Annotated in this window: 16 protein-coding genes; 3 read left to right on the top strand and 13 right to left on the bottom strand. The window is 71.2% G+C overall.

Annotated features, from left to right (window positions below):
* The 5 genes from ACWEOH_RS06900 to ACWEOH_RS06880 form a co-directional block, all read right to left on the bottom strand.
* Nucleotides 1–1,026 carry a LacI family DNA-binding transcriptional regulator gene (locus tag ACWEOH_RS06900; RefSeq protein WP_452029436.1) on the bottom strand — a complete coding sequence of 342 codons (1,026 nt, stop codon included), beginning with the start codon at nt 1,024–1,026 and terminating at the stop codon, nt 1–3.
* Nucleotides 1,027–1,152: 126 nt separating this feature from the next.
* Entirely contained in the window at nt 1,153–2,625 is a 1,473-nt protein-coding gene (locus ACWEOH_RS06895; protein ID WP_452029434.1) for a GH1 family beta-glucosidase, read from the bottom strand.
* The gene (locus ACWEOH_RS06890) at nt 2,622–3,533 is read right to left on the bottom strand and encodes a carbohydrate ABC transporter permease (protein ID WP_452029432.1); all 912 of its coding nucleotides are present in this window, start codon (nt 3,531–3,533) and stop codon (nt 2,622–2,624) included. Before ACWEOH_RS06890 ends, ACWEOH_RS06895 begins: the two co-directional genes overlap by 4 nt.
* Nucleotides 3,530–4,666: a carbohydrate ABC transporter permease gene (locus ACWEOH_RS06885; protein WP_452029430.1), complete on the bottom strand. Its 1,137-nt coding sequence runs from the start codon at nt 4,664–4,666 to the stop codon at nt 3,530–3,532. Before ACWEOH_RS06885 ends, ACWEOH_RS06890 begins: the two co-directional genes overlap by 4 nt.
* Before the next feature lie 84 nt (nt 4,667–4,750).
* Nucleotides 4,751–6,031 (bottom strand): ABC transporter substrate-binding protein, encoded by a 1,281-nt coding sequence (locus tag ACWEOH_RS06880; RefSeq protein WP_452029428.1) that lies wholly within the window; start codon nt 6,029–6,031, stop codon nt 4,751–4,753.
* A gap of 342 nt (nt 6,032–6,373) precedes the next feature.
* Between ACWEOH_RS06880 and ACWEOH_RS06875 the strand changes: the two genes are divergently transcribed.
* From ACWEOH_RS06875 to ACWEOH_RS06865, 3 genes are all read left to right on the top strand, one after another.
* Nucleotides 6,374–7,186, top strand: a complete 813-nt coding sequence (locus ACWEOH_RS06875; RefSeq protein ID WP_452029426.1) for a M15 family metallopeptidase — start codon at nt 6,374–6,376, stop codon at nt 7,184–7,186.
* Nucleotides 7,187–7,190: 4 nt separating this feature from the next.
* Nucleotides 7,191–8,639: an MFS transporter gene (locus ACWEOH_RS06870; RefSeq protein ID WP_452029424.1), complete on the top strand. Its 1,449-nt coding sequence runs from the start codon at nt 7,191–7,193 to the stop codon at nt 8,637–8,639.
* Between the two features lie 384 nt (nt 8,640–9,023).
* A complete protein-coding gene (locus ACWEOH_RS06865; RefSeq protein WP_452029422.1) occupies nt 9,024–10,436 on the top strand; it encodes an amidase domain-containing protein in 1,413 nt (470 codons plus the stop codon).
* 136 nt (nt 10,437–10,572) lie between these two features.
* On the opposite strand, the gene treZ is transcribed toward ACWEOH_RS06865, so the two are convergent.
* From treZ to narH, 8 genes are all read right to left on the bottom strand, one after another.
* Nucleotides 10,573–12,363: a malto-oligosyltrehalose trehalohydrolase gene (gene treZ, locus ACWEOH_RS06860; RefSeq protein ID WP_452029420.1), complete on the bottom strand. Its 1,791-nt coding sequence runs from the start codon at nt 12,361–12,363 to the stop codon at nt 10,573–10,575.
* A complete protein-coding gene (gene treY, locus ACWEOH_RS06855; protein WP_452029418.1) occupies nt 12,360–14,690 on the bottom strand; it encodes a malto-oligosyltrehalose synthase in 2,331 nt (776 codons plus the stop codon). The genes treZ and treY overlap by 4 nt, the downstream gene beginning before the upstream one ends.
* 27 nt (nt 14,691–14,717) lie before the next feature.
* Nucleotides 14,718–16,973 (bottom strand): glycogen debranching protein GlgX, encoded by a 2,256-nt coding sequence (gene glgX / locus ACWEOH_RS06850; protein ID WP_452029416.1) that lies wholly within the window; start codon nt 16,971–16,973, stop codon nt 14,718–14,720.
* Between the two features lie 75 nt (nt 16,974–17,048).
* The gene (pgm, locus tag ACWEOH_RS06845) at nt 17,049–18,674 is read right to left on the bottom strand and encodes a phosphoglucomutase (alpha-D-glucose-1,6-bisphosphate-dependent) (RefSeq protein WP_452029414.1); all 1,626 of its coding nucleotides are present in this window, start codon (nt 18,672–18,674) and stop codon (nt 17,049–17,051) included.
* 86 nt (nt 18,675–18,760) lie between these two features.
* Nucleotides 18,761–19,981, bottom strand: a complete 1,221-nt coding sequence (locus tag ACWEOH_RS06840) for an MFS transporter (protein WP_452029412.1) — start codon at nt 19,979–19,981, stop codon at nt 18,761–18,763.
* Nucleotides 19,978–20,793, bottom strand: coding sequence for a respiratory nitrate reductase subunit gamma (gene narI, locus ACWEOH_RS06835; protein ID WP_452029411.1), 816 nt, complete (start codon nt 20,791–20,793; stop codon nt 19,978–19,980). The genes ACWEOH_RS06840 and narI overlap by 4 nt, the downstream gene beginning before the upstream one ends.
* Nucleotides 20,790–21,416, bottom strand: coding sequence for a nitrate reductase molybdenum cofactor assembly chaperone (gene narJ, locus ACWEOH_RS06830; protein WP_452029409.1), 627 nt, complete (start codon nt 21,414–21,416; stop codon nt 20,790–20,792). Before narJ ends, narI begins: the two co-directional genes overlap by 4 nt.
* On the bottom strand, nt 21,413–23,173 hold the full coding sequence (gene narH / locus ACWEOH_RS06825; protein ID WP_452029407.1) for a nitrate reductase subunit beta: 1,761 nt from the start codon (nt 23,171–23,173) through the stop codon (nt 21,413–21,415). The genes narJ and narH overlap by 4 nt, the downstream gene beginning before the upstream one ends.
* Nucleotides 23,174–23,189 lie beyond the last annotated feature (16 nt).

The raw sequence follows: 23,189 nt of genomic DNA, 5'->3' as shown, positions 1-23,189 counted from the left end.
CTACGCCGACGCGCGCTTCACGAGGTGCGTCGGCATGATGTTGCGGTGCGGCACGTCGGGGTCGCCGGCGAGATGCCGCAGCAGCAGGTCGGCCATCTCGAAGCCCATCTGCTCCGACGGCTGGTGCACGGTCGTCAGCGGCATCGGGCCCGAGAGCGCCGCCGGGCTGTCGTCGAAGCCGACCACCGCGATGTCGTCGGGCACCGAGCGGCCGCGCTCGGCGAGTGCGGCGAACGCGCCCGTCGCCATCAGGTCGCTCGCGACGAAGAGCCCGTCGAGATCGGGGAACCGATCGAGCAGGCGCCGGGTCGCCTCCATGGCGCCGGCCGCGGTGAAGTCGGCCACCTCGTACGCATCCGACGGCATGCCCGCGGCATCCATCGCCCGACGGTACCCCTCGAGCCGGTCGACGCCGGCGGGCATGTCGAGCGGACCCGAGATCGTGCCGATGCGTCGCCGGCCGATGTCGACGAGGTGCGACGTCCCCGTCGCCCCGCCCTCGACGTTGTCCACGTCGACGAAGATGTGGTCCCCGGCCTGCGACGGGCGTCCGCCGAACACGAGCGGCAGCGCCAGCCCTGCCTCCCGCTGCAGGTCGTCGCCCTCGTGGTGCGAGATGACGAGCGCGCCGTCGACGACGCCCGAGCGCAGGTAGCGCAGCGTCTTGTGGCTCGGATCCGTCGACGCGACGAGCAGGTTGAGCAGGAACTCGCTCTCGTCGAGCCGACGGGTGATGCCCTGCACGATCGCCGCGAAGTACGGGTCGCCGAAGAACATGGTGGTGTCCTCGGGCACGATGAGCGCGATCGCCCCCGACGTGCGGCTGGCGAGCGAGCGCGCGGCGCGGTTCGGCACGTAGTTCAGCTTCGCGATCGCCGCGTTGACGGCGGTGACGACGTCGGGACTGACCTTGGGGGAGCCGTTCACGACCCTGCTGACGGTCGCACGGGAGACATTGGCCTCGCGCGCGACCTCTTCGAGGGTCGGCGCGGTGGGTCGTGTCTTGATGCCACCACCCCCCTGCATGTCGTCCAGTCTATTTCCGCGCCGTCGTTTCCGCCGCGGGCTTGCGGTGCGGGTCTCCAGCGGACTTCCGCGGCCCCACGGGGATCCAGGGCCTCCGCGCATGCCGCGGAGACCCCGGATGCCGCGTCAGCGACCCGGCAGCGCTCGATCGCGGATGATCGCCGAGTACGCCAGCCCGCTGTCCTTCACCGTGCGCACCTGCGTGTCGTAGTCGACCCGCACGAGACCGAAGCGCTTGTCGTAGCCCCAGGCCCACTCGAAGTTGTCGAGCAGCGACCAGTAGAAGTAGCCGTGCACGGGCGCGCCCTCGTCGATCGCGTCGAGGATCGCCCCGAGGTGGCCGCGCAGGAACTCGGCGCGCTCGTCGTCGTGCACGGCGCCGTCGGCCGCGACGATGTCGTCGTAGGCGGCGCCGTTCTCGGTGACGTAGAGCTTCACGCCTGCGGCATCCGCGTACTCGCGATGCACGCGAACGAGCAGCTCGCGCAGGCCGTCGGGCTCGACCTCCCAGTCCATCGCCGTCGTCGGCAGGCCCTGCGGGTGCCAGTGCACGCCCTCGGCGGCCGGGAACGGCGAGCGCGTCGGCCGGTCGGTCGGCGCGCTGCCCTGCAGCTCGACCGGTGCGGGCCGGGCGCTGACGTGCTCGCCGTGGTAGTAGTTCACGCCCAGCGTGTCGATCGGCGTCGAGATGACCTCGAGGTCGCCCGGACGCACGACGGCGTCGAGTCCGAGCGGGCCGACGTCGGCGAGCAGGTCGTCGGCGTACGCCCCGCGGAAGATCGGGTCGAGGAAGAACCGGTTGAACTGCCCGTCGATGCGGCGGGCCGCGTCGACGTCGCCGGCGTCCGAGGGGTCGACCGGATGCACCGGGGCGAGGTTCAGCGTGATGCCGAGCTCGAGGTCGGGGTCCCGCTCGCGCAGCGCCTGCACCGCGAGCCCGTGGGCGAGCAGCAGGTGGTGGCCCGCCGCGAGGCCGGCCGCGACATCCTGCCGGCCCGGCGCGTGCGCGCCGCCCGTGTAGCTGAGGAACGACGAGCACCAGGGCTCGTTGAGCGTCGTCCACACGCCGACCCGGTCGCCGAGCGCGTCGTGCACCGAGAGCGCGTAATCGCGGAACAGCTCCGCGGTGTCGCGGTTCGCCCAGCCCCCGCGCTCCTCGAGCGCCTGCGGCAGGTCCCAGTGGTAGAGCGTGAGCCACGGCTTGATGCCCGCGCCGAGCAGCTCGTCGACGAGTCGGGAGTAGAAGTCGACGCCAGTCGGGTTCACCGGTCCGCCGTCGGGCCGAACGCGCGCCCACGAGGTCGAGAACCGGTAGGTCTGCAGGCCGAGGTCCTGCATCAGCGCGACGTCCTGCGGCATCCGGTGGTAGTGGTCGCACGCGACGTCGCCGGTGTCGCCGTTGATCACGGCACCCGGCACGCGGCAGAACGCGTCCCAGATCGATGCCGTGCGGCCGCCCTCGAACGCGGCGCCCTCGATCTGGAAGGCGGCGGTCGCAGTGCCGAACAGGAAATCGGCGGGGAAGGGTCGTGCAGGGGCGATGGTGGCGGTGGCCAGGTCGGTCACGTGGGTGCGGTCCTCTCGGAGATCGATGGTCATCCCTTCACGGCTCCCGCCATGATGCCGCTCACGAGCTGCTTGCCCGCGAACACGAACAGGATGAGCAGGGGGATGGTCGACAACAGCACGCCGGCGAGGACGATCGAGTAGTCGACGAAGTAGTTCGACTGCAGGAGCGAGAGCGCGACGGGCAGGGTCGGGTCGTTGCGGTCGAGCACGATGAACGGCCAGAAGAAGTTGTTCCAGGCCGAGACGAACGTGAACAGGCCGAGCATCGCGGCGGCGGGCCGCGCGGCGGGCAGGCCCACCGTGAGGAAGGTGCGGAACGAGCTCGCGCCATCGACGCGCGCCGCCTCGATGAGCTCGTCGGGCACCGCCTGCTGCAGGTACTGGGTCATCCAGAACACGCCGAACGCGCTGGTCAGCGCCGGGATGATGATCGCCCCGATGTTCCCCGTCCAGCCGAGGTCGCTGAACAGGATGTACAGCGGAACGACGCCGAGCTGCGTCGGCACGGCCATCGTGGCGACCACGAAGACGAGCAGCCACTTCGAGCCGCGGAAGCGCAGCTTGGCGAACGCCCAGCCGGCGAGCGTCGAGAAGAAGACGACGGATGCCGCGATCAGCGCCGAGCTGTAGATGGAGTTCCACAGCGCGCGCCAGAAGTTCACGGCCGGGTCGTTGATGACGGATGCCGCGTTCTCGAGGAAGTTGCCCCCGGGGAGCCAGGACATGTTCGGGTCGCGGATCGTCGAGGCATCCCCGGAGCCGATCAGGAACGACCAGTAGAAGGGGAAGATCGCCGCGCCGAGCACGATGACGAGGCTCGTGTAGACGAACCAGCCGGGCCGGGAGCCCTGCACGCGGCGGGGACGGCGGCGTTCCTTCGAGGCGTTCGGCATGCCCTCCTCGACGACGGCGAGGGGTGCGGGGTTCAGGACGCTCATCGCGCGGCCTCCGGGGTGTCGATGGTGGGGTCCGGGGCATCCGCGAGCGTGCCCGACGACGTGGCGCGACGCAGGTCGCGACGCGCCGCGCGGGCGGCGGCGCGGTGCTCCCTGCGGCCGAGGCTGCCGCGCGAGCCCTCGTCGCGCACCACCCGCTGAGTGACGAGCAGGTTGATGATGCCGATCGCCAGGATGATGAGGAACAGGATCCACGCGAGGGCTGCGGCGCGGCCGAAGTTCCACTGGCCCCAGCCGATGTCGTAGAGGTACAGCGTGATGGTCAGCCACTGCGAGTCGGCGCCGCCCGTGCCGTACTGGTCGTACATGCGCGGCTCGTCGAAGATCTGGAGGCCGCCGATGGTCGACGTGATGATCACGAAGATGAGCGTGGGACGCAGGCTCGGAACCGTGATCGCGAAGAACTGGCGCAGCTTCGAGGCGCCGTCGATGGCCGCGGCTTCGTAGTAGTCGCGCGGGATCGCCTGCATGGCCGCGAGCAGGATCAGGGTGTTGTAGCCCGTCCAGCGGAAGTTCACCATCGTGGCGATGGCGATGTGGCTGGCGAAGGCGTCGCTGTGCCACATGATCGGCGGGATGCCGAGGTCGGCGAGCGTCGTGTTCACGAGGCCGTACTTGTCGCCGAACATGTTGCTGAAGATGAGGGCCACGGCGACGGGCGCCATGACGTAGGGGAGCAGGACGCCCATGCGCCAGAAGGTCTTCGCGCGGATGTTCTGGTCGAGCATGGCGGCGATGAAGATCGCGAGGATCAGCTGCGGAACACTCGAGAGCAGGAAGATGCTGAACGTGTTGCGCAGGGCGATCCAGAACTTCGGCTGCGTGAGCACGTAGACGTACTGGTCGAAGCCGATGAACTCGCCGGAGTTCCGCACCAGGTCCCAGTCCATGAAGGAGATGACCGCGGTGTACGCGATGGGGAACAGGCCGACGACGATGAAGAGGATGAAGAACGGCGAGACGTAGAGGTACGGCGACAGCTTCAGGTCCCACCGGCTGAGCCGGTGCCCGAACGCGATGCGTCGCGGTTCGCGTCGGGGACGATCGGGCCGAGCCGGGTCGGGGCGGCTCGGGGAGGACGGCGGGGCCGTCTCGGGCGTTGCAGTCGTGGTCACGGTCGTTCCTTGCGTTCCGGTCGGGTGCGAGGGGCGTGGCGGGCCGGGACGTGCCCGACCCGCCACGCGAGGCGTCGCCTCAGGTCAGCCGATGGCCTCGACCTCGGAGACCCACTGGTCCCACGAAGCCTGCTTGTCCTGCGTGCCGTCCTCGACGCGGGTCAGCGCCTTCTGCATCGCGTCGTTGATCTGGAAGTAGAACTCGCCCTTGAACGGCGCGACCGAGACGGCCTTCGCGCGGTCGGTGAAGATCTGGCCCACCGGTGCGTTGTTGAAGTACTCGTTCACGAAGCCGGTGAGGGCCTCGTCGGTGTAGGCGTCGTTCTGGCTCGGGAAGGTGCCCGCGTTGACGAACGCCTTGATCTGCTGCTCGGGAGCGGTCAGCCAGTCGGCCAGCTTCTGGGCCTCCTCGACGTGAGCGCCGTTGGCGGGGACGGTCAGGTACGAGCCGCCCCAGTTGCCGCCGCCGTTCGGGAAGACGTTCGCGACGTCCCAGCCGGTGACGCCCTCGGCGTTGCCCGAGATGACGCCGAGCATCCAGCCCGGGCAGAGCATCGTCGCGTAGGCGCCGTTCGAGAGGCCGGCGAACCAGTCGTCGCTCCATTGGCCGAGGTGGGCGGACTGCGTGGCGCTCGCGTCGAGCACCTGGTTGTAGATGTCCTCGACCTCGCCGTTGTCGGTCGCGATGATGTCACCCGAGTCGGGGTCCTCGTAGGCGGCCTCGACCTGGTTCACCATGCCCTGGTACGTGCCGCCGGCCGAGTCGAACCAGGCCTTGCCCGTGGCGGCGGTGTACTGGGCGCCGACCTCGAAGTACTTGGCCCAGTCGCCCTCGAGCAGGGCGGCGACCGACTCGCGGTCGGTGGGGAGGCCGGCCGCGGCGAACAGGTCGGAGCGGTAGCAGACGCCCTCGGGGCCGATGTCGGTGCCGTAGCCGATCAGGCGGCCGTCGGCGTCGGTGGCGGCGTCGACCTTCCAGTCGAGCCAGCGGTCGGCCGTGCCGGAGGGGACCTCGGCGAGCAGGTCGGAGTACTGCATGACCTCGGGCAGCCAGTCGACCTCGATCGCCTCGACGTCGGCGAGGCCCTTCTTGCCGAGCTTCTGGAAGTAGTTCGCGCGAGCGTCGTTCGACGTCGCCGCCTTGTTCTGCACGACGGTGACGTTCGGGTTCTCGTCCATGTACTCCTGGAGGAGCTCGTCGGTGTACCCGAAGTCGTTGAACGTCGCGACGGTCAGCTCGACCTTGCCGCCGTCGTCCGAACCGGAGTCGGACGACGGTGCGCAGCCGGCGGCGATGAGGGCGATCGAGGCGGCGCCTGCGGCGGCCGCGATCACCGTGGTGCGTCGTGAAAGCTTCACGGTCACTCCCTTGTGTGCGTGTGGATGATGGGATCGGAATGGTCACGTGAGGACGCGCTCCCACCTGGGGTGAGAGCGCTCTCACGATGCAAGGCATGATGCTACGAGAGCGCTCTCACGAATGTCAAGAGAGCGCTCTCACGAATTCGTTTCGTTACCGAGCCGTGATGTATTCCGCGGCGGGGATGCGCTGCATCGGAACATCCTCGGGGCGTGCGCGCGGTCGCGAACGGGACGTTCGGTCGGACCCGTCACGGGTACCCGAGGCGTCGGGAACGGGACGTTCGGTCGGACCCGATCACGAGCACCTGCCCAGGATGCGCGGCATCCGCGGCGTAGACTCGTCGGGTGTCTTCGAGCCAGCGGCAAGGACCGTCCGATCGGGTGCGCCAGCGCCGTCGGCTGGTCATCGCGGGATCGCTGAGCCTGGTCCTGCTCGCCATCGCGGTGATGGTCATCGGCTACGTGACCGGCCTCCCGTCGTCGGGCGACGAGTCGTCGACGGGCGCCGAGGAGACGGAGACGCCGACGCCGCGGCCCTCGCCCGGCGAGGCGCCCGCTCCGGCGAGCATCGACACGTTCAACCGCGCCGCGAACTCGATCGACGACCCGAACAGCATCTGGGTCGTGGTCAACAAGCTCCGTCCGATCAATCCGCAGGACTTCGAGCCGCCCGACCTCGTCGAGGTGCCGGTCGAGTACACGAACGAGCCCGAGCTGCGCCAGGTCGCATCCGACGCGGTCGTCGCCATGTTCGATACGGCCAGGGGCGAGGCCGGCCTCGAGCTCGCCTCGAACAGCGCCTACCGCTCGTTCTCCTCGCAGGAGAACGTCTACGACGGCGACGACGCCACGACCGCCCGGCCCGGGTTCAGCGAGCACCAGACCGGGCTCGCGATCGACATCGGCGCGCTCTCGGGGGAGTGCTCGCTCGACGTCTGCTTCGCCGACACGCCCGAGGGCGCCTGGCTGCGCGACAACGCCTACCGGTTCGGGTTCGTCCTGCGGTACCCCGCCGACAAGACCCCGGTCACGGGCTACACCTTCGAGCCGTGGCACTTCCGCTACGTGGGCCCCGAGCTCGCCGCCGAGATGCGCGACACCGGCGTGACCACGCTCGAGGAGTTCTTCGGTCTCCCGCCCGCACCCGACTACGGGTGATCCGATGACGGCTCGCACCGACGCGACGACGACCGAGGGCACGCGGATGTCGCGGCGCGGCCTCGGCCTCACGGTGCTCATCGTCAACCAGCTGCTCGCCGGCGTCGGCGTGGCGACGGGCATGGCGCTCGCCGCGATCCTGACCGCCGACCTCACGGGTACCCTCGCCATGGGCGGGCTCGCGCAGTCGTCGAGCGTGCTCGGCGCGGCCATCGTGGCGATCCCGCTCGCCAAGCTCGCCGTGCGCTCGGGCCGCCATGTCGCGCTCGCCACCGGCTACGCGCTCGCGTGCGTCGGCGCCCTGCTCGTGATCGTCGCGGCCGCGAGCGCGTGGGCGCCGCTCGTGTTCCTCGGCCTCGCAGCGTTCGGCGCGGGCGCCGCGGCCGGCCTGCAGGCGCGGTTCGCCGCGACCGAGGTGGCCGCGCCGGGGTTCGAGGCCCGCTCGATGTCGCTCGTGCTGTGGGCCACCACGATCGGCTCGGTCGCCGGCCCGCTGCTCTCGCAGACCGGCGACGCCGTGGGGCAGGCCATCGGGCTGCCGCCGCTCGTGGGTCCCTTCGTGTTCTCGGCGGTCGCGTTCGCGATCTCCACGCTGCTCGTCGGCACCCTGCTGCGCATCCCGAAGGCGGGGCACCTCGCCGTCGACACCGAGGCGTCGGCGGATGCCGCGACGGCCGCGGATGCGGTCGAATCCGCTCCGCCAGTGGGGGCCGCGAGCCGCCCCGCGCGCGAGTCCGCGGTCGCGCCGGCCGCCGTCGATGCCGCTGCGGTCGACCCGGCCGCCACGCCCGAGGCCGCTGCGGCATCCGCCGAGGTCGAGGCATCCGTCACCACCGCCTCGCCGGCCAGGCGGGTCGGCTCGTGGCAGGCCCTGCGCATCGCGGTGCGGGAGCCACGGGCGCTCGTGGCGATCCTCGCGATCGTCTGCTCGCAGACCGTCATGATCTGCGTGATGGTCATGACGCCCGTGCACATGACCGAGCACGGCCTGTCGCTGTCGCTCGTCGGCGTGGTGATCAGCATCCACATCCTCGGCATGTACGGGGCGAGCCCGATCATGGGCTGGCTGTCCGACCGCATCGGCTCGATCCGGGTGATCGGCATCGGCGCGGCGATCCTCGTGACGGCCACGGTGATCGGCATCCTCGCGCCGCCCGACGACGTGCTGCTCCTCCCGCTCGCGCTGGGCCTCCTCGGCCTCGGCTGGTCGGCCAGCCTCATCGGCGGCTCGACGCTGCTCACGACCACGGTCGACGAGCGCATCCGGGTGCCGCTGCAGGGTGCGACGGATGCCGCGATGAACGTCGCCGCGGCGGGCGCCGCCGCGATCTCGGGCGTCGTGCTCGGTGCCGGCGGATTCGCGGCCGTCAACGTGGTGGCCATCTTCGTGCTCGTGCCGCTCGCGATCGCCGCGCTGCGCCTGCGCATGATCCACCGCCAGGCGCCCGCCTGAGCGGACCCGCGCGCATGAGCGGACCCGCCCGTCAGCGGGAATCCGGGCCGTGCGCGGGAATCCCGTACGGGCGGGATTCGGGCACGCGAACGGGATTCCGTCGGGTGAAACGCTGCGCGCTGCGGCGTACGGCCCGCCTGGGGACCGATGCGCACGCATCGAATCCCAGCGACCGTTCAGGTGAGCGGGCGTAGGGTCGCTGGGTCCCAAGCGAGGATTGCTCGCCGTTGTGGACGCGGCGCCGTGGCCGCAGGCGGCGCCCAATCCCGAGCCGTGGTCGTGATCGCGCTCTCACGCTTCTCCCAGTAAGCGAGCGGGACCCTCACAAACACGCGTGATGGGGTGTCGTGTCCCCCTGAATGCCGACACCCCCGGATCCTCGCTGTGCCAAAGACCCCCGATACCCCTGAGCTTCCCGTGCGCTTCCGCACCACCTTCCGCGTTCCGTCCTCCCCGTACGACGTCACGGCTGCGGCCGCTGCCGTCGACCCGACCGGGACCACGACGGGCGAGCTCGGCGCGGACTGGCAGCCGGGTGCGGCATCCGAGTTCGATGCGATCCCGGCACCTGATGAACCGGCCATCGAGTCCGACGAGCCCGCCGCGATGCTCGCCGCCCTCGCCGACGCCTCCGACTCCGCCGCGACCGCGCCGACGACGGCGCTCGAGCCCGAGGCGGCTGACGAGCGCGAGCAGCCGGCGACCTCCGCGCCGCGCCCGACGGGCCCGCGCCACCGCGCCGAGCGCGTGCGCAACCGCCGAGCGCCAGGCGCCGCCTTCCGCCGGACCGTCGCCCTCGGCTGCGCGTCGGCCATCATGGGCGTGACCGCGCTCGGCGCGGTCGCGGCGGCCGCGAACGACGACGCCTCGGTCGGCACCGTGGTCTCGGCCAACGCGGCCGACCGCGCGACCCCGACCGACACGATCGCCGCCGAGCCCGCGATCGAGGTCGACGAGGGCCCGTCCGTCACGGGGGAGCTCTCGGTCACGTCGGCGCCGTTCACCGGCGGCACGCAGGTGACGGTCACGGGCGAGGAGCTCGACCAGGTCGCCGCTGTCAGCGTGGGCGACGCCGCCGCGACCATCGTCTCGGCCGACGACGGCCAGGTCACGTTCGCCGTGCCCGCCGTCGCCGACACCGCGACGGGCTCGACGGCCGAGGTGCACTTCGCGGATGCCTCGGGCCAGCCGATCGACGTCGAGATGCCGACCGCCGTGGTCGCCGCCGGCACCTCCGTGGTGCAGCCGCTCGAGGGCGAGCTCACCGGCCGGCCCGAGGCCGCGGTGCCCACCACGCCCAGGACGCTGACGCTCACCTACACGAGCGACCCCGGCATCGATGCGCAGGTCGCCTACGTGCTCACCTACTGGAGCAGTTACAACTCGGCCCAGTACCCGGTCATCGACGGTTACGACTGCGCGAACTTCGCCAGCCAGTCGCTCATCGCGCGGGGCTGGTCGATGGACGGCGGCTGGTACCTCGACGGCGGCACCGGCGCGATGTCGCCGAGCTGGGCCAGCTCCACCGCGCTGCGCGACTACCTCCGCACCCGCACCGACCGTGCGACCGAGCTCGACGACTCCCAGCGCGCACAGGTCAAGGTGGGGGACATCGCCCAGTTCGACTGGGACGGCTCGGGCGACCGCGACCACACCGCCATCGTGACCCGCGTCGAGCACACCGACGCCGGCACGAAGGTCTGGGTCGGCGGTCACACGAAGGACGCCGACTTCTGGGACGTCGACACGGCCCTCGCCACGGGCGGCGGTTCGGTGAGCTACTTCTCGATCCGGTAACCGGCGGGGCCGGTGTCGCGGCGGTCGGTCGCGAATGCAGGAAGAACCTGGCGACACGCCGCCGCGCCGCGTCGACACGCCGACGGCCGGGCAGGAGTTCCTGCAGACGGGCAGACGGGTCCCGAGGAGCGTCGGCTCAGCCCGCAGTGTCGACCACGACGACCGAGCGCGCGGGCAGCACGAGCGCGTCGGCCGCCTCGGGAACGTGGTCGCCCGCGAGCCCGCCGGAGTGCAGCAGCACGCGTCCGGCGAGCGTCGTCGCCGCGCCGGCGGGTCCGAGGTTCGCCGCGATGACGAGCGATCCGCGGTGCACGAGCACCGTGCGCGCGTCCTCGTCGACCTCGACGCGGGTCAGCGTCAACCGCGGGTCGGTGAGCTCGGGTCGCGAACGCCGCAGGGCGATGAGCGACCGGTACCATCGCAGCATCCGCGTGTGACGGCTCGCAGGATCGTCGTCGACCGCGCCGCCGTCGGGATAGGGCTCGGCCCAGTCGAGCTTCGAGCGGAGGAACGTCTCGGGGTCCTGCGGGTCGGGCACGACCGCCGGATCCCAGCCCATGCGCTCGAACTCCGCGATGCGCCCCTCGGCGGTCGCCCGCCCGAGCTCGGGCTCGGGGTGCGACGTGAAGAACTGCCACGGCGTCGACGCCGCCCACTCCTCGCCCATGAACAGCATGGGCGTGAACGGCGAGAGCAGCGTGAGCGCGGCCGCGATCGCAAGGCCGCCGTCGTCGACGGATGCCGCGAGCCGATCGCCCGTGGCGCGGTTGCCGACCTGGTCGTGGTCCTGGTCGAACACCACGAGCCGCCACGCCGGCGTGCGCTCCTCGTCGATGCCGCGTCCGTGCACCCGCCCCCGGAACGTCGACATCGTGCGCGCGTGGAAGAACCCGCGCTCGAACACCTCGCGCAGCGCGGCGAGCGGCGCGAAGTCCTCGTAATAGCCGACCGTCTCGCCCGAGACCGCCACGTGCACGGCGTGGTGGAAGTCGTCGCTCCATTGCGCCGTGACGCCGTACCCGTGCGCCTCGCGCGGCCGGATCATGCGCGGATCGTTGAGGTCGCTCTCGGCGATGAGCGTCAGCGGTCGGCGCACGTGCACCGAGAGCGCGTCGACCCGCTCGGCGAGCTCCTCGAGCAGGTGCACGGCACGGTGGTCGACGAGCGCGTGCACCGCATCGAGCCGCAACCCGTCGACGTGGTACTCATCGAGCCACATCAGCGCGTTCCCGATGATGTGCTCGCGCACCTGGTCCGAGTCCCACCCGTCGAGGTTGAGCGACGCGCCCCACGTGTTCGCGCGCCCCTCGTGCAGGTAGGGGCCGTATTCGGGCAGGTAGTTGCCGCTCGGCCCGAGGTGGTTGTAGACCACGTCCTGGATCACCGCGAGTCCGCGGGCGTGGCAGGCGTCGACGAAGCGCTGGTAGGCCGCCGGTCCGCCGTACGACGCCTGCACCGCGTACCAGAGCACGCCGTCGTACCCCCAGTTCCACTCGCCGTTGAACGCGTTGACCGGCAGCAGCTCGACGAAGTCCACGCCGAGCTCGACGAGGTGGTCGAGCCGGCCGATCGCGGCATCGAGGGTGCCCTCGGGCGTGAACGTGCCGAGGTGGAGCTCGTAGATCACGCCGCCGGCGAGCGGTCGGCCGGTCCACGCCTCGTCGTGCCACTCGTGCGCGCCCGGGTCGAACACCCGCGAGAGGCCGTGCACGCCGTCGGGCTGCCACCGCGAGCGGGGATCGGCGCGCGGGGTCTCGGCGTCGCCGATGAGGTAGCCGTAGTCGCGGCCCGACGCGGTGGCGCTCCACCAGCCGCCGGGTTCCGCGGTCATCGGATGCCGCGTGCCGTCGAGCTGCAGCGTCATCCGCTCGGCCCGGGGCGCCCACACCCGGAACTCGGTCGGGCCACCGCTGTCGGACGCGCTCATGCCGTGCCCCCCTCCTCGGCGAGCAGCGCCACCGGATAGCGATCGAGCAGGTCGGCGAGCTGCAGCTCGCCGCCGGCGTGCCGAACCCCGGTGATCACGTCGACCACGGGCGCGCTGCCGATCTCGATCGCGGTGTCGCCCCACCCGCCGCGGGCGGCGAGGCCCACCGGCAGCCGGGTCGCGAGCGTGATCGCGCCGCCCCGGTCGAACGCCACGAGGTGCTCCGCCGCCGGGCCGGATGCCGCGAGCGGCTCGTATCCCGTGAAGAGCTCGGGCCGGTCGCGGCGCAGCCGCAGGGCGCGGCTCGTGACGAGGAGCTTGGCGGCCCCGCCCGCGCCGACCTGGGGGAGGGCTCCGGCGTCGAGCATCGCGAGGATGCGCCGGCGCAGGTCGAAGTCGACGGGTCGCCGGTTGTCGGGGTCGACGAGCGACTGCTCCCAGAGCTCGCTGCCCTGGTAGACGTCGGGCACGCCCGGCGCGGTCAGCTGGATGAGCTTCGCCGACAGCGAGTTCGACCAGCCCGGCCGCTCGAGCATCGCCACGGCCCGGCCGACGAGGGTTGCCACGCGCTCGTCGTCGAACACGGCGTCGACGAGGGCGTGCATGCGCGCCTCGAAGTCGGCGTCGGGCTCATACCACGTGGTGGAGTTCCCCGCCTCGCGCGCGGCCTTCTCCGCGTAGGCGTGCAGGCGTTCGCGGCTCGCGGGCCACGCGCCGACGATCGCCTGCCAGAGCAGGTGCTCGAGGGGTCCGTCGCCGAGCGGCGCCAGCTCGCGCAGTTCGTCGAGGATCGCGGTCCACTCGCCGGGCAGCTCGGCGATCACGTCGATCCGGGCCCGCACGTCCTCGCCGCGCTTGGTGTCGTGCGTCGACAGCGTGGTCATCGACCGCGGCATCCGCTCGTGCCGGTCGCGCGCCCGGGCGTGGAACTCGTCGACCCCGATCGCGAACTCGGCCGGGTCGCCGCCCACCTCGGTGAGGCTCGTGAGCCGGGTGTTCCGGTAGAACGCCGTGTCCTCGACGCCCTTCGCCATGACCATGCCGCTCGTCTGCTGGAACCGCTGCGCCGCCGGATGCCCCGGATCCGACAGGATCGGCAGCAGGCGCTCCACGACCGGGCCGAGCTCGGGTCGGTGCTGCACGGTGCGCTCCGCCGCCTCGTGCAGGTGCTCGACGCCGTACGGCAGGTACGAGCGGTACACGGGGAACCACGCGAGCAGCTCGGCGACGGCGTCGGCGATCGCGCCGGGTTCCTCGCCGGATGCGGCGTGGACGAGCGTGCGGTCGAGCCGCAGCACCTCCGACCGCAGGATCCCGTCGGCGATCGCGCGCTTGGTTCCGTGGATCATGACGGCCCAGTCGACGGGCTCCCCGCCGCGCAGTCGCATGTCGAGCTCGGTGAGCGGCGCCTCGCCCGCGGGATCGACCAGGACGCGGTCGACATCGGCGAGCGCGTCGTACCCGGTCGTGCCCTCGGTCGGCCAGCTCGGCGGCATCCGCTCGGGCCCCTCGAGGATCTTCTCGACGAGCACGTACGCGCCCGACGTGCGCTCGGCGAGCCGCTCGAGGTACGCGCCCGGGTCGAGCAGCCCGTCGGGGTGGTCGACGCGCAGCCCGTCGACCAGCCCGTCGCGCAGCCAGCGCAGCACCTCGACGTGGCTCTCGTCGAAGACCCACGGCACCTCGACGCGCACGGCCGCGAGCGTGTTCACGGCGAAGAAGCGGCGGTAGTTGAGGTCGAAGTCGGCGCGCCGCCAGTCGATGAGCTCGTAGTGCTGGCGATCGTGCACGGCCACCGGGTCGTCGCCCGGCATCGCGGTGCCGGATGCCACGGGGAACCGATGGTCCCAGTAGTGCAGCTCGAGGCCGCCGCCGTCGGCCGCCACGAGCCGCAGTGCGTCGACGTCACCGGCGCCGCCGAGCACCGGGATCCGTAGCCGTCCGCCCCCGAAGTCCCAGTCGATGTCGAACGCCTCGGCGTACCGGGAGCCGCGCCCGTTCGCCAGCACGTCCCACCACCAGGCCATCGCCGCGGGCGTCGCGACGCCGACGTGGTTCGGCACGAGGTCGGCGAGCACGCCCATGCCGTGCGCGTGGGCGGTGGCCGCCGCGCGCTCGAGCGCTCCGGGTCCGCCGCGAGCGGCGTCGACGCGGGAGTGGTCGACGACGTCGTAGCCGTGGTCGGACCCCGACTCGGACTCGAGCAGCGGCGACAGGTAGAGCCAGTCCGCGCCGAGGTCGTGGAGGTAGTCGACGATGCCGGCGACGGCGTCGAGGTCGAACGACGGACGGACCTGGATGCGGTACGTGGAGACGGGCGCCTTCAACGATGTTCCCCCAATGCGTCGTGACGGCTATTCGACGGGCTTCGCGGTCGGGGACTGCCGGCGGCCCGACACCGTCGGCCCGCGGGTGGTGCCCGGCACCTGCTCGGACTGCGAGGTGCGCACGGCGAGCGACGCCGCCACCGAGTGGTCGGGTTCGGTCTCGGGCTCGGAGTGCGCCCGAAGCACGAGCATCGAGCGCGCCTCGAGCTCGAACGTCTCCCCGGCGCCCTTCGGCGGCGAGTCCGCGGTGCGCCCGGCGGTGTCGATCACGACGTCCCACTGCTGCTGCGTGCGCTGCGGGATCGTGAACTGCGCCGGCTCGGGCTCGGCGTTGTAGAAGAGCAGGAAGTCGACGTCGGTGATCGGTTCGCCGCGGGCGTCGCGCTGCCGGATGCCGCCACCGTTCAGGTACACGCCCACGGCGCGTCCGAGCGGAGCATCCCAGTCCTTCGATCGCATCTGCGTGCCGTTGGGACGCAGCCATACGATGTCGGGGAGCGGACCCTCCGGACCCTCGGGGACCTCCTCGCTCTCGACCGGCCGGCCGTCGAAGAAGCGGCTGCGCCGGAAGGTGGGGTGGTCCTTGCGCAGCTGCGAGACGGCCGCAGTGAACTCGACGAGCGGGCGGTCGGCCTCGTCCCAGTGCACCCAGCTCAGCTCGTTGTCCTGCGCGTAGGTGTTGTTGTTGCCGCGCTGCGTGCGGCCGAGCTCGTCGCCGTGCAGGAGCATCGGCACGCCCTGCGAGAGCAGCAGCGTCGCCAGGAAGTTGCGCTGCTGCCGTGCGCGCAGCGTCAGCACGTCGGGGTCGTCGGTGTCGCCCTCGACCCCGGAGTTCCACGACCGGTTGTGCGACTCCCCGTCGTTGCCGTCCTCGCCGTTGGCGTCGTTGTGCTTCTCGTTGTAGGAGACGAGGTCGCGCAGCGTGAAGCCGTCGTGCGCGGTCACGAAGTTGATCGACGCCACCGGTCGTCGCCCGCTGTTCTCGTAGAGGTCGGCCGACCCCGTGATGCGGGAGGCGAACTCGCCGAGCGTCGAGGGCTCGCCGCGCCAGAAGTCCCGCACGGTGTCGCGGTACTTGCCGTTCCACTCGGTCCACTGCGGGGGGAAGTTGCCCACCTGGTAGCCGCCGGGGCCGACGTCCCACGGCTCGGCGATGAGCTTCACCTGCGAGACCACCGGGTCCTGCTGCACGAGCTCGAAGAAGCTCGACAGGCGGTCCACGTCGTAGAACTCCCGGGCGAGGGTGGCGGCGAGGTCGAACCGGAACCCGTCGACGCGCATCTCGAGCACCCAGTACCGCAGGCTGTCCATGATGAGCTGCAGCGCGTGCGGGTTCCGCACGTTGAGGGAGTTGCCGGTCCCGGTGTAGTCCGTGTAGTAGCGCTTGTCGTCCTCTTCGAGGCGGTAGTACGCTGCGTTGTCGATGCCCCGGAAGCCGATCGTCGGGCCGAGGTGGTTGCCCTCCGCGGTGTGGTTGTAGACCACGTCGAGGATCACCTCGATGCCCGCCTCGTGCAGGGCGCGCACCATGCTCTTGAACTCCTGCGCCTGCTGGCCGAGCTCGCCGGTCGACGAGTACTCGTTGTGCGGCGCGAAGAACCCGATGGTGTTGTAGCCCCAGTAGTTGCGCAGGCCCTTCTCCTCGAGCGTCGAGTCCTGCACGAACTGGTGCACGGGCATGAGCTCGATGGCGGTCACGCCGAGCTTCAGCAGATGCTCGATGATCGCCGGGTGCGCCACGCCCGCGTAGGTGCCGCGCTGCTCCTCGGGCACGTCGGGATGCAGGGCCGTCAGGCCCTTCACGTGCGCTTCGTAGATCATCGACTCCGAGTAGGGCGTGTTCGGGTGCCGGTCGCCCGCCCAGTCGAAGAACGGGTTGATGACCACGGAGTGCATCACGTGTGCGTCGGAGTCGTCATCGTTGCGCGAGTCGGGGTCGCCGAAGTCGTAGCCGAACAGCGACTGGTCCCAGTCGAACCACCCGGCCATCGCCTTGGCGTAGGGATCGAGCAGCACCTTGTTCGGGTTGTGCCGGTTCCCGTGTTCGGGGTCGTACGGGCCGTGCACCCGGTAGCCGTAGCGCTGGCCGGGCTGCACCTGCGGCAGGTAGGCGTGCCAGACGAAGGCGTCGACGTCCTGCAGCTCGACGCGGGTCTCGGTGCCGTCCTCGCCGAACAGGCACAGCTCGACGCGCTCGGCCGACTCGCTGAAGATCGCGAAGTTCGTGCCGCTGCCATCGAAGGTCGCACCGAGCGGGTAGGCGGTGCCGGGCCAGGCTTCCATGGGACTCCTCTGGAGGTCGGTCGCGTGCATCGTCGCACCCGGGATGGGGTGGGGAATCGTCGCGGATCGAGGCGGTCAGCCGAGGGCTGCGTCGACCACGCGCTTGGCCTCCTCCTGCACGACCGCGAGGTGCTCGGGTCCCTTGAACGACTCGGCGTAGATCTTGTAGACGTCCTCGGTGCCGCTCGGCCGCGCCGCGAACCACGCGTCGGCCGTCTGCACCTTCACGCCGCCGATCGCCGCGTCGTTGCCGGGCGCGTGCGAGAGCTTCGCGGTGATGGGTTCGCCGGCCAGCTCGGTCGCCGCGATCGCGTCGCCGTCGAGCTTGCCGAGTGCGGCCTTCTGCGCGGGGGTGGCCGCGGCATCCGTGCGCTGGTAGGCCGGGTCGCCGAACCGCTCGACGAGCTCGGCGTAGAGCTGCGACGGCGACTTGCCCGTGACCGCGCGGATCTCGGACGCGAGCAGGCACAGCAGGATGCCGTCCTTGTCGGTCGTCCAGACCGTGCCGTCCTTGCGGAGGAACGAGGCGCCCGCGCTCTCCTCGCCGCCGAACGCGACCGACCCGTCGATGAGGCCCGGGACGAACCACTTGAAGCCGACCGGCACCTCCCAGAGGCGGCGGCCGAGCGACTCGGCGACGCGGTCGATCATCGAGCTCGACACGAGGGTCTTGCCGATCGCGGCATCCGACCGCCACTCGGGGCGATGCGTGTAGAGGTACTCGATCGCGACGGCGAGGTAGTGGTTGGGGTTCATGAGGCCGTCGTCGGGCGTGACGATGCCGTGCCGGTCGGCGTCGGCGTCGTTGCCGGTCAGGATGTCGTAGCCCTCGGCGTTCGCGAGCACCGAGGCCATGGCCGACGGGCTCGACGGGTCCATGCGGATCTTGCCGTCCCAGTCGAGCGTCATGAACGACCAGGCCGGGTCGACGCGCTCGTTGACGACCGTGAGGTCGATGCCGTACGTGTCGCGGATCGCGGCCCAGTAGTGCACGGATGCCCCGCCCAGCGGATCGGCGCCGATGCGGATGCCCGACTCGCGGATGGCCTCGAAGTCGATGATGCTGCCGAGGTCGTCGACGTAGTTCGAGCGGAAGTCGAACATCTCGACGGCGCTCGGCTCGGCCTGGTTCACCTCGCGGCAGTCGTCGGCGAGGAGCTCGTTCGCGCGGTTCGCGATCCAGGTCGTGGCGTCGGAGTCGGCCGGGCCGCCGTGCGGCGGGTTGTACTTGAAGCCGCCGTCTTGGGGCGGGTTGTGGGACGGCGTGATCACGATGCCGTCGGCCTCGCCCTCGGCGCGCTTCGCGGGGTCGTTGTTCCACGTGAGGATCGCGTGTGAGAGCGCCGGCGTCGGCACGTAGTCGTCGTACTGGTCGGTGAGCACGCGCACGTTGTTGGCCACGAGCACGTCGAGCGCCGTGGTCTGCGCGGGGGCGCTCAGCGCATGCGTGTCGGCGCCGATGAACAGCGGCCCGGTGACGCCCTGCGCGGTGCGGTACTCGACGATCGCCTGGGTGATCGCGAGGATGTGCTTCTCGTTGAAGCTGCGGTTGAAGGACGAGCCGCGGTGGCCAGAGGTGCCGAACGCGACGCGTTGCTCGGGGATCGAGACGTCGGGTTCGAGGTCGTAGTAGGCCCTGACGAGAGCCTCGACGTCGATGAGATCGGATTCGGTCGCCGGGGTTCCCGCTCGCTCGTGCATCCTCACAGTCTGCCGCGCATGCCCGGCGGGCGACACCCCCTCGGGACGGGCTGCCGTTCGATCGCGCCCCCGTGGTAGTGACCCGCTCAGGCCGCGCGCGACCGATCGCGCCGCGCGAGGAACACCGTGAACAAGAGCGCGACGATCGCCGTCGCGCAGAGCAGCAGCAGGCCGATCGTGTAGCTGTGCGTGGCCGCGTCGTAGGTCGCGCCCATGACCAGCGGCGGGAAGAACCCACCGAGGCCGCCGGCCGCGCCGACGATGCCGGTGACCGTGCCGACGCGCTCTGCAGGCGCGCGCTGGGCGACCCACGTGAACACCGCACCCGTGCCGAGGCCGAGGAACACGGCCATGACCACGAACGTCGTGCCCGCGAGCAGCTCGGGCGGCGGCTTCAGCGAGATGATGATCGCCATCACGGCCGCGCCCGCGAGCGAGATCATGAGGACCCTCGCCGGGCCGATCCTGTCGGACAGCCAGCCCCCGACCGGGCGGGCGACGACGGCCGCGATCGCGAACCCGGCGGTGCGTGCGCCCGCATCGGCGAGTCCGAAGCCGTAGACCTCCTTGAGGTACGTCGGCAGGTAGGTCGAGAACGCCACGAAGCCGCCGAACGTCACCGCGTAGAGGAACGCCATCTGCCAGGTGACGGCCAGCCGGCCCGCGGCCGCGAGCTTCGGCACGACACGGTCGCGGTTCGGCGTCCACCGTGGCGAGTCGCGCATGAGCATCCACACGACGATCGCCACGATGACGAGCGCCACCGCGAGGATCACGTGCGTGGCCACGTACCCGAACGAGGCCACCATCCGCGGCGTGAAGAACGACGAGAGCGCCGTGCCGCCCATGCCCGCACCGAACAGGCCGGTTGCGAAGCCGCGCCGCGACGGCTCGTACCACGCGTTCACGAACGGGATGCCGACCGCGAAGGTGGTGCCCGCGATGCCGAGCACGAACCCGAAGGCGAGCAGCAGGGGATACGAGCCGATCTCGCCGGCGAACATCACGAGCAGCACGGGCACCGCCGAGACGCCCGTGAGGATCGTGAACATGATCCGGCCGCCGAACCGGTCGGTGAGCGCGCCCGTGAAGATGCGCCCGATCGACCCGACGAGCACCGGCGTCGCGATGAGCAGCGAGGTCTGCGTGGGGTCGAGGTCGAGGTCGTCGGCGTACTGCACCGCCAGCGGCGCGATGATGTTCCACGCCCAGAACGTGATCGCGAACGCGAGCAGCGCGAGGCCGAGGTTGAGCCCGCGGCCGGGCAGCTCGGCGGTCGTCGCGGGCGCGGCGGCCGGCTCGGTCATCTGGTGCCCCTTCCTGCGCGGTCCTTCGAGGTGCGGCCGTTGGTGCGCGTGGTCGCACGGCCGCTCCGGTCGGCGTCTCGGTCGGGCGTGCCGACCGGGGCCCAGCCGCGCCGGATGCCGCCGGCCGTGCTCGGGCGCCCGTCGCGCGACCGGTACACGATGTACGGGCGGAACAGGTAGTGCACGGGGGCCGTGAACGCGTGCACGAGCCGGGTGAACGGCCAGATGATGAACAGCGCCATGCCGATCAGCGTGTGGACCTGGAACGCGAGGGACGCCTCCGACATCGCCTGGATGTCCGGCTGGAAGACGAAGAGCGACCGGAACCACGGCGACACCGTGTCCCGGTACGTGACCTCCTCGTGCGGCCCGAACACGCTGATGACCGTGGTCGCGAGGCCCGCGACGATGGCGGCGACGAGCACGACGTACATCGTCTTGTCGTTCTTGGTCGTGGCCATGAACACCGGGCCCGTCGTGCGCCGGCGGTAGATCAGGATGCCGACGCCGACGAGCGTCGCGAACCCGGCGATCGTTCCGAGGCCGAGCGCCATCACGTGGTACAGGTCCTCCGAGACGCCGACCGCCTCGGTCCACGCCTTGGGGATGAGCAGGCCGACGACGTGCCCGATCACCACGACGAGGATGCCGAAGTGGAACAGGGGCGACCCGATCCGCAGCAGGCGCGACTCGTACAGCTGCGATGAGCGCGTCGTCCAGCCGAACTGGTCGTAGCGGTAGCGCCAGATCAGTCCGCCGACGAGCACCGCGACCATGACGTACGGCAGGATGCCCCAGAGCAGCACGCTCATGTCGCGCCGCCGATCGGCTCGAGGGGCAGCAGCCGCGGGTCGTACGGCTCGAGCCCGACCGACTCGGTCGGCGGACCGGCCGCCGCCAGCGCCATCGCCTGCTGACGGTCCTCGGGCGACCGTCCGGGCAGCGTCGCGCAGACCGCCGCGACCACGCCGGCGTACGGCGAATCCCGCTCGGCGAGGGCGAGGCGGATGAGCTCGAGGCTCGCCCGGTACTCCTGCAGGAGCTCGGCACCGGCGTCGGGCCGGTGCTGCGCGAACTCGAGCACGAGCGGCAGGTAGTCGGGCAGCTCCCCGGTGTCGCCGAGCTCGCCGCCGGCATCGCGATAGCGGCGCTTGAACTCGCCGAGCGCCATGCCGCGGCGGCGGGTGTCGCCGTCGGTCCAGTACGAGAGGTAGAGCGCGTGGCGCTTCGACATGTCGAACATGTCGACGTAGGCGCGGCGCACCTCGGCGGCGGGCGTCGCCGCCCACCAGTCGAGCAGCGGGGCGAACGACGCGGCGGCCGGACGAGCCGCCTCGTCGAGCGCGCGGCGCACCACCGGGGCGAGCCCGAGCACCGTCTCGTCGGGGTAGCTGAGGCATACGGATGCCGCCTGGTACACGATCCGGCGGTTCACCGCGCACCCCCGCCCCGGTCGTCGGGCGGCGAGCCGCCCGGGCGCGGCGCCGACGCGCTCGGGCCGGGCCCCGCGCCACCGGATGCCGCGCCGCCGCCCGCATCCCGCTCGGGGAACAGTCCCTGGGGTGTTCCGTTGCCGTCCCAGTTCAGCAGGTTGACCCGGCCTCGCAGCGTCTCGTCGCCCGCCGTGCCGCCCGAGGTCTGCCGGTCGCGCAGCGCGAGGAACGTCTCGACCGCGACCGGCGCCGGCCGACCGCTCGCCTCGCCGAACGGGCCGGAGCCCGCCACCTCGTAGGGGCCGCCGTCGAAGTCGAGCGAGCAGCCGAGCTCCTCGAGCTCGTGCGCCTGTTCGTAGTGCGCCGTCGGGATGACGTAGCGCTCCTCGTACTTCGCGATCGCGAGCAGCCGGTACAGCTCGTACAGCATCGACCCGGTCGTGCCGACCGACGCCGGGATCGACTCGTCGCGCTCGCGGTCGAGGGTGATGTCGCGCAGGTACGCGCGCATCGCGGCGAGCTTGCGCAGCACGCCCGTGACGAGGTCGGTGTCGCCCGCGGTGAAGAGCTCCGCGAGGTACTCGACCGGGATCCGCAGCGCCTCGATCGCGCCGAACAGCGTGCCGGCCGACTCGGCGTCGTGGCCCTGGTCGCGCAGCAGGTCGACGATGGGCGACAGCGGCGGGATGTACCAGACCATCGGCATCGTGCGGTACTCGGGGTGCAGCGGCAGCGCGACCCGGTACTTCTTCGCGAGCGCGTAGACGGGGGAGCGGCGGGCCGCGTCCATCCAGTCGTCGGCGATGCCCTGCTCACGTGCCGCGGCGATGACCTCGGGGTCGTCGGGGTCGAGCATGAGGTCGAGCTGCGCCTCGTAGAGGTCCTTCTCGTCGGGCGTCGACGCGGCCTCGGTGACCCGGTCGGCGTCGTAGAGGAAGAGCCCGAGGTAGCGCAGCCGTCCGACGCACGTCTCCGAGCACACCGTCGGGATGCCGACCTCGAGGCGCGGGTAGCACAGCGTGCACTTCTCGGCCTTGCCCGTCTTGTGGTTGAAGTAGATCTTCTTGTAGGGGCATCCGGTGATGCACTGCCGCCAGCCGCGGCAGCGGTCCTGGTCGACGAGGACGATGCCGTCCTCCTCGCGCTTGTAGATCGCGCCCGACGGGCACGACGCCATGCACGACGGGTTGAGGCAGTGCTCGCAGATGCGCGGCAGGTAGAACATGAACGTCTGCTCGAACTGGAACCTGATCGCGTCCTCGCTCTCGCGACGGACCTTCTCGACGATCGGGTCGAGGTGACCCAGCTCGCTCGCGCCGCCGAGGTCGTCGTCCCAGTTCGCCGACCACGTGATCTTCGTGTCCTCGCCGGTGATGAGCGACTTCGGCCGCGCGACGGGGAAGTCGTCGCCGAGCGGCGCATCGATGAGCGTCTGGTAGTCGTACGTCCACGGCTCGTAGTAGTCCTCGAGCTTCGGCTGCACGGGCGACGAGAAGATCGTGAGCAGGCGCTTCAGCCGGCTGCCCGTGCGCAGCTTGAGGCGGCCGCGACCGTTCAGCGCCCAGCCGCCGCGCCACTGCTCCTGGTCCTCGTAGCGGCGGGGGTACCCCTGTCCGGGCCGCGTCTCGACGTTGTTGAACCACACGTACTCGGTGCCGGCCCGGTTCGTCCACGCCTGCTTGCACGTGACCGAGCAGGTGTGGCATCCGATGCACTTGTCGAGGTTCATCACCATGCCCATCTGGGCCATCACGCGCATCAGCTCCACCCCCGGC

The organism is Agromyces sp. NPDC004153, from assembly GCF_053603635.1.
The sequence above is the reverse complement of the archived record's forward strand: the minus strand, read 5'-3'. Positions and strand labels throughout refer to the sequence as shown.